Below are 9375 nucleotides of genomic sequence, written 5' to 3'. Positions count from 1 at the left end.
GTTTCAATTCCTATGCAGGTAAGGTACTTTCCTTTTCCGCCGCGTCATCTGTTGGCTGCTGCTTTAGTTTCAATTCCTATGCAGGTAAGGTACTTTCAGCCCTCGCCGCGGCTGCGACCGCGAACAAGGGCGTTTCAATTCCTATGCAGGTAAGGTACTTTCGTGACATTCCGGTTCCAGTGGTACGAACGGAACCGGTTTCAATTCCTATGCAGGTAAGGTACTTTCGCGGTCAATGCCCCAAATCTGTCATTTAGTTTTTGTTTCAATTCCTATGCAGGTAAGGTACTTTCCATTTCCCGGATCAGCTTTTCCTGTTGGTCGATGTTTCAATTCCTATGCAGGTAAGGTACTTTCCCTGTCCATGACGAAATCGAAAGGAGAACGGATGTGTTTCAATTCCTATGCAGGTAAGGTACTTTCCTTCCATATATACCAATAAGCAAAATAAAAGACGGTTTCAATTCCTATGCAGGTAAGGTACTTTCCGCCGTCTGCTACCAGATGGTACAGCCCCAGCCCGTTTCAATTCCTATGCAGGTAAGGTACTTTCAGCAAAGTCTGCCAAAATAATCTATGCAGCTTTGAGATTTTATGTATATATTATACTCTGTTATTAATATAAAATCAATATATTTCTGTTTATCAATAGTAAAATTGTCTGAAAATCCGGTGCGAACCGATACCGGATACAGGATGCACTTTCCCATATCCGGTATTCAATGAGTTACTTTTACAGATTTACAAACTGTTCTTCGATAAGATTGAGTGCCTTCGATACTGTGTTTTTTATTGTCTGTAATGTGATATTATTCAGACCGAGATAATGCTTATAATCATGCAAATACCAACTTCGGGTACGCTGCATGACCAGTTCACCGCCGGCATGATTCAAGTGATTCCGCATTAAGCTGATATACATATAATCCAAACAAATTCGCTGCATCACCGAAATATCAATGTTGACATCGAATCCGGGATTGTTCGGATGCTCCAAGGCCTGTAGCATATGGTCAATGGTGCGAATACCAAAATCATCCTGAAAATTTTCATGACAGGATTTCATATAATCTTCCCGATACTGGTTAAACTCTTTTTTGCTTCTGGTGATGTTCTTTCCGATGGAAAAGAAGCCGTTATCAAGATCATTCAGTGCAATTCGATAATAGTCAGAATACTTGCCTGCAGCGGAAAACTTCTCCGGAATCGTCAGAAAACCTGCTGTACGAATCAAGTATTCCGGCATACGCTCATTATAAATTGTTAATGCCTGCTGAATCAGATTATTATCCAAACACCAGCGGATAATATGCGGAATAGAATCCAACTCAGCGAACTTCTCTTCAAAAATTGGCAGCAGTGTTTGCAGCAAAGGATCATCCTGCTGTTTTGCACGATGAAGTGCCGAACGAAACTTCTCCAGTTTACCTTCGATGTTTTCTGTTTGGCACATAATAATACATTCAGAAAGCTGCTGCATGGAACGAATCAAGAAACTCCATTTAGCTGGAATCTGTCCATCTTTTTTGAAATATGTGATGAGAGAATCCATATTACAGTAATGCTGAAATTCATTGAGACCGTTGATGAGGTCAAACATGCGATAAGTATCTGTGACATCCTCGATGATGCAGGCGGGATATTTACTATATACTGCCTTTTCCAAATTTGTACCCTGATATAACAGGACACGGGAAATCTGCATCAGATATGTGACCGCATCACGGAAGCCACCTGTTGTTTCTAAATAAATACAGTCCTCCGGTGTAATCAACTGAAGAATCTCTGGGAGTGCATCGACAGTGAACTTTTCCGTGCTGTCCTGAAACATTACCTTCCGAAATGTTACATCCGGACTATCTATCTGAATTTTCTTTTTAAAATTATCATATGCGGAACAACCAAGTCCGGCTTCTACAGCAGCAACCTGTTCGGTTACAATACAAATGATTTCCTGAATATCAGGATCCAACTGAAGCAGATAGCGAATCGGTGCTTCATTGGTTTGTTCTCCCGAGACAGTGATCGATCCATCCGCAGATGTATATTTCTTTTCTGTAGAGGACGCATTGTACTTGCTGATAAATGTAACAATTTTCTTCATGATGCATTCTCCTTATTGTATCATCTATATTCCATTGTAGCATATTGAAACTATGTGTCAATTATTTTTATGAGATACAAAATCCATACCAGACACGGGATTTTGTCCCATGTCCGGTAAATATTATCATTTATGCAACACCATTCTGTTCATTCCACAGTTCAGCATAATACTGATTCATTTGCAGCAGATTACTATGTGATCCCTGTTCAAGGATTTTGCCGTGGGCAATGACCAGAATATTATCACACTGAACTACCGTGCTCAAACGGTGTGCCACCATGATTATGGTCATATCCGGGCAAAACCTCTGCAGTGCCTGCTGGATTTTCCGCTCGCTGATCGTGTCGAGACTGCTTGTTGCTTCGTCAAGGATAAGCAGATCTGGCTTACGAATCAATGCACGTGCAATAGCAAGCCTCTGACGCTGCCCACCGGAAAGATTGATTCCATTCTCCTCCAGCACACTATCCAATCCGAAAGGCATAGCATGAATGAACTCACAGCAGCATGCATCGAGTATCTCCCAGATTTCTTCATCTGTGGGAATCCGAGATTCTTCCATACCCAGCAAGATGTTATTTCTGATAGTGTCAGAAAACAGAAACGTCTGTTGCGGGACAAATGCTGTATGACTGCGGATCCAATCAAGAGAAATCTGGTCAGTCGGTATTCTATCAATGCAGACCATTCCACTTTCCGGCTTATACAGTCCCATCATGAGCTTTGCTACTGTAGATTTACCGCATCCACTTTCTCCGACAAGTGCAATTTTCTGACCTTTTTTGACAGTAAAACTGATGTCATCAAGGACAGTATCACGATAACCGTAACGGAATGATACATTCTTGAAAGAGATATCGCCAATGTGATTTGCATTCGGTTCCGGAAGACTGAGCTCGACAGGAAGATCAAGAACATCATTTAACCGGTCAGCTGCAACAACAGCTGTCTGTAAACTGCTCTGCATTTCTACAAGATTCTGCACCGGTTCAAGGAAATATCCTAACAGCGAATAGAATGTGACGACTGTGCCAATAGTCATATTGCCATATATGACACCCATTGCACCTGCCCACAGCAAGACAAGCGTTCCGACAGATGTGATGCATTCGATAATAGATGCTTTGCTGAGCGACAGCATTGCTCCTCTATTATTTCGATCAAGGAATTTACGGAGCAAAGTGTCAACTTTTTTCTTTACAGTATCTCCTGTACGGAAAGATTTTACAGTTTCCATTCCGTCAACTGTTTCCTTCAGATAAGAATCAAACTGTGCATTCTGTTCCATTAGGTCACGATTCAATGTATCCAGAGGTTTGACATATACAATCGTTACCATCAAGTACAGAAGGAACATGACCATTGCGATGAAGAATAATACTCTTGATTGATGATAAAGCACAATACCGCAGACTGTAACCATGACAACATCGATCATTAAAGTCAATGTCACACTAGAAATTGCATCACGGATTTTTGACGCATCATTGAATCTGCTTAAAATCTCCCCTGTTTTACGAGTATCGAAGAATCTCATAGGGAGATCAACGACATGATCGTAATATCCGAGCATTAATGGAAGATCAATGCGTTTAGTCATAGCAGTCAGCAGCATGCCGCGCAGCATTTGAATTGCCATCTTAAAGAAATACAGCATACCGACACACAGCAGGATTGCTGCAAAGTCATTCATGACAGATTCAACGCTTTCCACTTGGTCAATTCCCGTAAGTACGTTGTCAATCAGATACTGGAACAGAAATGTACCTGCTAAACCGATACCGGTGATGAACAGAGATAACAGACCGATGACAGCAATCAGAGCCTTTTGATGACTGATCATCCTCAAAAATTTTGTCAAGCTGCCCTTACGGAGATTTTCAGGTGTGAACTGTGAACCCGGTTCAAAAACCATAATCTGACCGAGAAAACTATCTGAAAATTCATCATAAGACATCTTACGCTTTCCCATATCAGGATCGAAGATGATAATATTTCCTCTGGCAACCTTTGATACAATCACATAATGCTCATAGATCTCACGATTGATAATCCGAGCAATAGCTGGAAGCGGTATTTCACCGCTGGTTACAGAGTTGATAAATGCATCGGCAGTTCCTTCAAAAGCCTGACCGGAAAGACCAAACTTCTCAGCTCCGTCCAGTACACCGTACATACTTGCACCATACTGATCGACCTGAATTGCTTCACGAACAGCAGCCAAAGGTACTTTTTTTCCATTGCACTGCAAGAGCATCGAAAGACAGGCTGCACCGCAGTCCTTTTCGTCGTGCTGTTTGATAAGGTGTAACCGCTTTTTCATGCAAACGCCTCCTTCATAAGTCGCAGGTGGTTTTCTTATTCTATTGTATATATCGGATACATTTTCGAAAATTTAACCTTTTATCTTGAAAATCTGAAATATAATGATAAAAAGATTAACGCTAATTCCAATTTACATCTGTTTGACCTCATATTCCAGCTTTATAACTTGCTGCCAACAGACATGCACAAATGTAAATTCTTGTTCTTTTCTTCCATCTGGAAGAACTGTATAACGCCCAGTCGGAACACGCTTTGACACAGCTTGAAGGACAGGCTTTCCATTTGCCAGTTTTACCAGCTTTGCCAACAGCATTGGCGGAAAAACAGCGGCAATCATATCAGCTCGCTCGATCATTGGAATCAGACTGTCAAGTTGATACACGGTACCCTTATAACACAGAAGATCGATTGGCTCTCCTGCAATACGTTCCAGATCAGCTATCTGCTGACCGGTCATTTCGTGACGGGATATCCAGAGGATTGTTTTCATCTTGTTTTCTCCTTGACTTATTCTTCTAATATTATTATCGGAAGAAAAAAACTAAATTTAAGGCGAAATATCAAAAATCCTCTGTGCAAAAAAGCACAGAGGATTGAATGTTAGAAAATACAGTCTAATAGCTTGATATATTCATTATATGCTGGATATTGAGACAATTCTGACAATGCATCACTGATTGAATGATAATACCAGCTGTGCTGAAATTTATCTTTTTGGTTGAATCGGTTCCAAAGATCATCACCAATAGAAATATAATCTCTATACATAGCTCTGAGATTTGACAATTTATCACCTAACACAAGGATTTTCTCATCATGTGATGATGAAGCCAGATAGTCAATGGTTTCTTGTTTTCGTATGCGCCATGTATCCGATGCAGGGAGATCTGTACGTTTGTTCTCCGTTTCACTAGAAACAAGTTTCGCTACTCTATCTCCAAACAGATTTTTAATATCATCAAGAGATGTATCAGTATCTTCAACCGTGTCGTGAAGAATCGCAGCAGCAATCATCTCGCGATCATTGGTCATACTCGATACAATAGTACCAGCTTCCAGTGGATGAACGATATATGGAAGATTAGTTCCCTTTCGCAGACTGCCACTATGAGCTTGTGTAGCAAAGATGATAGCACGATCAACGATATCAGATATCTGACATAATATTGATTTAGATATTATCATTTTATCACCTATTCTTAAGACTGACACATATTTGCAATGCGTGAGCTTAATATTTTCCTTACTTCCGATTGGTACTTCTGTTTTTGCTGAGAAAATGCCGCAGCTGAAATACTGTTGTTTTCTACTCTGTCCAAAAATGCTATAGCTACCGTATTGGGGAGCGGAATTGGAATTGGCTTCACTTGCTCCTTTATATCATTTGTGTCGACCACATCACAATATCTTTTCAGCGTTCCATTGTATATTTCAGAAATCGAACGGCAAATATCAGTCATGCAATAATCTATAAATGGATATTTCAAAGAACGGACAATGTCACATTCATGTGAAAAATGTGGTTCAGATACAACAGAAACATGCTGACAATAATTTAAAATACCCATTGTGTAAAAGAGCCGATAATAGTTCAGACGAATCGGATTATAATTTCTGCCTTTATACTTCAATACAAAATTTATAATCTGAGAATTAATTTCATAAAACCATTCATCGGCAATTAAGTTATTATCGAAATTATCCATAGAGGATGGATCAGCAACTGTCTCTTCCAAAGGTCTATTGTCATCATTTGAAACAGACTCCTGAAAACTGCGACCAGTATATTTGTAAACCCAATCCGTTATCTCTTTGCCATTGTCTAAAACAATCGTTCGTTTTACATTTTGATTCATTTTTGTACGATTGTCCTTTTCACGATTGTTTCGCATCATATACATATATGCTGCCAATGGTGTTCCTCGTTCAGGATCATACTTCTGAAAAATTGACTCGATAACTACTTCAAAAGTTTCAGCTGTTGCCTCAATATCGTTATCATTATTGTCTATTTCTGATAATTGCACATGGTCGGAAGTATCGTCATATTTACTTTCTAAAGAAAGTACATTTTCATCTTTATGTATCGGAAGAAGCATCTTTTTGGGATAGATAAGTTCATATACAATATGCCATATTTCAGATCTAACAATCTTGATAAAGAGACTTTCATTTTCATCCAAACGGAAGTTGTCAAATATGTCATGATAAACATCGCGACTAAAATATTCCATGCTTGTTTTACCTTCGGGATGAAGAATTTTACAAATCAATCGGCAGATGTTCAAGCGTACAATTTTTTTCTCACCTTTATAAATAAGGTGAGAATATATTTTTCCCAGCCGATCTACTTCTTGAATATTAGGGTCTTGAAAAATCGGATCATCCATATTTCGATTCAGGTAATTACCCAACATATTCAAGCGCAGAGACTCTTCAGGGTAGATAGTTTCACTCATAAAATTTCCTCTCTCTTATTAAAGACTCAGAATATCGTTAATAATTTCGTTAGGATTTTTTACTTTTCGATCAGCCAGCATACGCACAATTTCATCCAGCTGTACCAGTGCAGTAATATCAAAGATACGGGATGCATAATCCAAAATCGGCTCACCTGCTTTGTTTGTGATTACTTTTCCATTTTTGTCCAACTTATTTCCAATAATTTTAGAGTGATCCTTTTCGCCGTAAACCAAACAGCCGATAGAAACATTGTTCAGCACACGATAGCCGTACTGAATCGCCATAAGCTCAGCAATCGGCATTGGCTTATCGCCATATGTCAGGCAGCCATACAGAATGTCATTATCTTCAATATATGGCAAGAGCTTGTGAAACAGTTCGATCTGGGTAGCAACATCACCTGCATAGGTCAAAGAAACGACATCTACGCCATCTTCTCCATATGGACAGAGAAACCCCTTCTCTTCCTGTAATGCTTTCAGTTCGGCTTTTAATTGTTCAATACGATATGGTGTATTTTCCGTTTCCGGAGTAACTGCAATTAAGCGAATCTCTTCGCCCTTTTCAGCATAACCATTAATCACTGCCATAATAGGAAAACGAGTCTCGTGGAATTCAAGTTTACTGTTTCCAACAGCTTCATATTTCGTATACTCCAGCTGATCGAACGGCTTACGTGGCTGGAGTGGCGTTATCATAAAAAACTTTTTCATGTCGAACCTCCATTAGCATGAATTTTGGACAATATTTACAAATATATTGTATCATTTTGCACTATATATTGTCAATTCCAATATGCCATACTACAACATTTTACAGCTACTATTTTCGCTGATACTCTGTTGCAGTATGGCATTTTGAATTAAATCAGAGTTATTTTTCGTCAGAAGCCGAATCCTCCGGCAGCAACTGGATCTTAGCGCTTCCAGCAGGTAATCAGGTTGTACAGGTTACTCGTCCATGCACCGATGTGACGACTGGCAATATGAGCGAACAGACGGACCTGAGAGGTGTCCTGCTTACCGCAGACCTTGCAGTAGTAAGAGTAGGTTGCTCCTGCGTTAGTGTTACGGGTGTTGTGCTTGGAGATAGAGGTCATAGTAGTGGTTGTCATTAGTATTTGCTCCTTTCAAAAAGCAGGTGTTTATTAAGATTGATATTTTTATATCAACCAGAGACCGAAGTCTTCGGTCGTAAGTTAGTTAGCGAGAGCAGATGATATTATACATGGTGCGTGTCCATGCACCGATGTGACGGATGGCAACATGTCCGTATACAGAAGCATAGTTGTTACTGGTGAATCCGCATACTCGACAGAAGAATCTGCCGCCAGCGTTGACGTTATGGGTGTTGTTCTTGGAGATAGCGGTCATAGAAGTGGTTGTCATAATAGTGCTCCTTTCAGAAAGTAGAATGTTGTTTTGTTGTTCTACTGTTTATATCGTTGGTATTTTCTCTTTTTTAAGCGTTTCAGAAAAAATTTTTCAAATTTTTCTGGTTTGTGCCGGAGACCGCAGTCTCCGGCAGCAATGTGATCTTAGCGCTTCCAGCAAGTAATCAGGTTGTACAGATTGCTTGTCCATGCACCAATGTGACGGCAGGCGATGTGAGCGAACAGACGAGCTTGAGAGGTATCCTGCTTACCGCAGACCTTGCAGTAGTAGGAATAAGTTGCTCCTGCGTTAGTATTACGGGTGTTGTGCTTGGCGATAGAGGTCATAGCAGAGTTTGTCATAATAGTTGCTCCTTTCAAAAAGTAGAATGTGGTTTGTTGTTCTACTGTTTATATCGTTGGTATTTTCTCTTTTTTAAGCGTTTCAGAAAAAATTTTTCAAATTTTTCTGGTTTGTGCCGGAGACCGCAGTCTCCGGCAGCAATGTGATCTTAGCGCTTCCAGCAAGTAATCAGGTTGTACAGATTGCTTGTCCATGCACCAATGTGACGGCAGGCGATGTGAGCGAACAGACGAGCTTGAGAGGTATCCTGCTTACCGCAGACCTTGCAGTAGTAGGAATAAGTTGCTCCTGCGTTAGTATTACGGGTGTTGTGCTTGGCGATAGAGGTCATAGCAGAGTTTGTCATAATAGTTGCTCCTTTCAGAAAGTAGAATGTTGTTTGTTGTTCTATTATCTATATCGAATTTGATTTAGATTATTTTAGGGAATTTGAAAATTTATTTTCATTTTTGCAAAAGGCGAAGTTTGGATTGAAAATAGCGACATACATAAAGACCATAAATGCAATTGCACTGATTATAACGAAGCACTTCCAGAATTTTTTCACGATTCAGCCGATTACAAAGATTGCAGAGCCAAAAATCAACGTGAAGAAAACTGCTGTACCCAGAAAGTTGACAAGCTGCAAATAAAACCGGCATAGTTATGTACTCCTTTTCGTTTAACCTCAATCTCTACTATATGAATCGTGTAAGCAGTCAAGTAAAATAAGCCAAAATTCGCCAGAAAGTATACCACTTTGCG

General features: G+C 39.9%; 7 protein-coding genes and 1 CRISPR repeat array. Of the genes, 1 reads left to right on the top strand and 6 read right to left on the bottom strand.

Annotated elements, in window-relative coordinates; all coding sequences use genetic code 11:
• Nucleotides 1-553: a CRISPR direct-repeat array (repeat unit 31 nt; unit sequence GTTTCAATTCCTATGCAGGTAAGGTACTTTC).
• Nucleotides 554-733: 180 nt separating this feature from the next.
• From QZZ35_RS07125 to QZZ35_RS07100, 6 genes are all read right to left on the bottom strand, one after another.
• Nucleotides 734-2104 carry a TM1812 family CRISPR-associated protein gene (locus QZZ35_RS07125; protein WP_291236770.1) on the bottom strand — a complete coding sequence of 457 codons (1371 nt, stop codon included), beginning with the start codon at nucleotides 2102-2104 and terminating at the stop codon, nucleotides 734-736.
• Nucleotides 2105-2234: 130 nt separating this feature from the next.
• Nucleotides 2235-4430 (bottom strand): peptidase domain-containing ABC transporter, encoded by a 2196-nt coding sequence (locus QZZ35_RS07120; protein ID WP_291236769.1) that lies wholly within the window; start codon nucleotides 4428-4430, stop codon nucleotides 2235-2237.
• 132 nt (nucleotides 4431-4562) lie between these two features.
• Nucleotides 4563-4922 carry a hypothetical protein gene (locus QZZ35_RS07115; RefSeq protein WP_291236768.1) on the bottom strand — a complete coding sequence of 120 codons (360 nt, stop codon included), beginning with the start codon at nucleotides 4920-4922 and terminating at the stop codon, nucleotides 4563-4565.
• 110 nt (nucleotides 4923-5032) lie between these two features.
• Nucleotides 5033-5617 (bottom strand): HD domain-containing protein, encoded by a 585-nt coding sequence (locus tag QZZ35_RS07110; protein WP_291236767.1) that lies wholly within the window; start codon nucleotides 5615-5617, stop codon nucleotides 5033-5035.
• 14 nt (nucleotides 5618-5631) lie between these two features.
• A complete protein-coding gene (locus QZZ35_RS07105; protein ID WP_291236766.1) occupies nucleotides 5632-6891 on the bottom strand; it encodes a hypothetical protein in 1260 nt (419 codons plus the stop codon).
• Between the two features lie 18 nt (nucleotides 6892-6909).
• Nucleotides 6910-7608, bottom strand: coding sequence for a TM1812 family CRISPR-associated protein (locus QZZ35_RS07100; protein ID WP_291236765.1), 699 nt, complete (start codon nucleotides 7606-7608; stop codon nucleotides 6910-6912).
• 552 nt (nucleotides 7609-8160) lie between these two features.
• Between QZZ35_RS07100 and QZZ35_RS07095 the strand changes: the two genes are divergently transcribed.
• Nucleotides 8161-8307, top strand: coding sequence for a hypothetical protein (locus QZZ35_RS07095; RefSeq protein ID WP_291236764.1), 147 nt, complete (start codon nucleotides 8161-8163; stop codon nucleotides 8305-8307).
• Nucleotides 8308-9375 lie beyond the last annotated feature (1068 nt).

This window comes from Frisingicoccus sp. (genome assembly GCA_016298055.1).
Classification (GTDB): Bacteria; Bacillota; Clostridia; order Lachnospirales; family Lachnospiraceae; genus Frisingicoccus.
Note: the sequence above shows the minus strand (reverse complement) of the source record. Positions and strands in the feature narration are given on the sequence as shown.

Coding starts and splice junctions, on each gene's coding strand:
- QZZ35_RS07105 (WP_291236766.1), bottom strand. CDS start 6,891: ATGAGTGAAACTATCTACCCTGAAGAGTCTCTGCGCTTGAATATGTTG.
- QZZ35_RS07125 (WP_291236770.1), bottom strand. CDS start 2,104: ATGAAGAAAATTGTTACATTTATCAGCAAGTACAATGCGTCCTCTACA.
- QZZ35_RS07120 (WP_291236769.1), bottom strand. CDS start 4,430: ATGAAAAAGCGGTTACACCTTATCAAACAGCACGACGAAAAGGACTGC.
- QZZ35_RS07095 (WP_291236764.1), top strand. CDS start 8,161: ATGTCCGTATACAGAAGCATAGTTGTTACTGGTGAATCCGCATACTCG.
- QZZ35_RS07100 (WP_291236765.1), bottom strand. CDS start 7,608: ATGAAAAAGTTTTTTATGATAACGCCACTCCAGCCACGTAAGCCGTTC.
- QZZ35_RS07115 (WP_291236768.1), bottom strand. CDS start 4,922: ATGAAAACAATCCTCTGGATATCCCGTCACGAAATGACCGGTCAGCAG.
- QZZ35_RS07110 (WP_291236767.1), bottom strand. CDS start 5,617: ATGATAATATCTAAATCAATATTATGTCAGATATCTGATATCGTTGAT.